This is a genomic window from Bacillus taeanensis, assembly GCF_003318295.1.
Lineage (GTDB): Bacteria > Bacillota > Bacilli > Bacillales > UBA6769 > Maribacillus > Maribacillus taeanensis.
In genome coordinates this window covers 1-1,392 of the sequence record NZ_QOCW01000057.1, presented here as the reverse complement: position 1 = coordinate 1,392, position 1,392 = coordinate 1, and the positions used below count along the sequence as shown (strand labels likewise).

Sequence of the window (1,392 nt, the reverse complement as noted above, 5' to 3'; positions counted from 1 at the left end):
TATTTATTGATTGATAAATAAATATTAATAAGGATGATATAATGGCACCTCGAGAAGATAAAAAAGAAATTATTATTGAAAATGCTGTAGCAGTATTCGCAGAAAAGGGATATTATAAAGCAACGACTGCAATGGTTGCAAAGGCTGCAGGGGTGACGCAGCCATATGTGTTTCATTTTTTTAAAAATAAGGAAGAACTATTCAAAGTTGTTATTGATCGTGCTTTCGGCAGAATATATGAGACATTTTCAGAAGTTCAAGCACCTGCAAATATTTTAATTGAAACAATGGGGCGTGCATTTGAACAAATCATCCAAACACACCGTGATGAGGTATTGATGGTTATGCAAGCCCATGCTATTGCCGAGACAGGAATTCGTGAACATGTTAAAAATCTATTTCTTACCATTTTTGAATCCTTAACATTAAAATTTGAAAATGCAGGTATTCCGAATGCAAAACAGACAGCAGCTCATTTTATTGGCACAGGTTTATTAATTACGGTTGCAGAGGTGTTGGATTTACCTCAATTGACCCATAAAAGTGATCATTGTTAAAAAGGAGTAATAACTCTCCTTTTTTTAAAAGAATATTTATTGATTGATAAATAAATATTTAGATTATTTATTTATTGGTTGAAAAAAATAAACTATTTGAAAGAAGGGATCATTCATGTTGAAGTTCATGAAGTCTAACCGAAGTGAACACGAACCGTCAGTTAAGCTGTTTGAAGGAGAACGTGGGCTTGTTATGACAGGATTAATTGGATTTATACTTTCAATAGGTATTGCCTTTTTTATCTATTTCCAAGGGCATATCATTTTACCTGAAGGCGATATGAAAGATGCTTTTTCCTTTAATGCAGCTCTCGGTATTTATGTACTATCTATAGCAGCGATTTTACCTCTTGCAAGATTTGGTGATCGAAAAAGGAAAGTGGTACGATGGTTTCTTATTTTAGCAAGCTTCTATTCTTATGTCATTGAAACCGTTCAAAACTTTAGAGGAATTAATCCACGATTTACTCGTGTAGGCACTAGTATTGATATGGTTGCTGGAATGCTATTCGGGGTTGTTTCTTTAGTTCTGGTAGCTTTAGCGGTCGTGTTAACTATTCAGTTTTTACGAATGAAGCCTCCTCATGAACGACCATTGCTCATCTTGGGGATTCGCTATGCCTTTCTCTCTGTAATTGTAGCCAATATTGCTGGAATATGGATGATTTTGCTTCAAGATCGATTTACAGGTGATGCAGGTAATCTAATTGTACTACATGGTATTGGATTTCATGCGCTGCAAACATTAATCTTGCCAGCTTGGTTTTTAGAGAAAACTCCGGTACAAAACCGCTTCAAAAAAAGACTGCTCCATTCAGGCAGTATCGCTTGGATG

At 35.3% G+C, this 1,392-nt stretch carries 2 protein-coding genes; both read left to right on the top strand.

The features are described 5' to 3' along the window. Positions 1–41 precede the first annotated feature (41 nt). A complete protein-coding gene (locus tag DS031_RS23315; protein WP_113808533.1) occupies positions 42–557 on the top strand; it encodes a TetR/AcrR family transcriptional regulator in 516 nt (171 codons plus the stop codon). Positions 558–672: 115 nt separating this feature from the next. Further along, the coding region (locus tag DS031_RS23310; protein WP_113808532.1) for a hypothetical protein at positions 673–1,392 on the top strand (720 nt) is incomplete at its 3' end.

Excerpts from the sequence above, each read along its gene's own strand:
- DS031_RS23315 (WP_113808533.1), top strand. The coding sequence starts at position 42 with ATGGCACCTCGAGAAGATAAAAAAGAAATTATTATTGAAAATGCTGTA.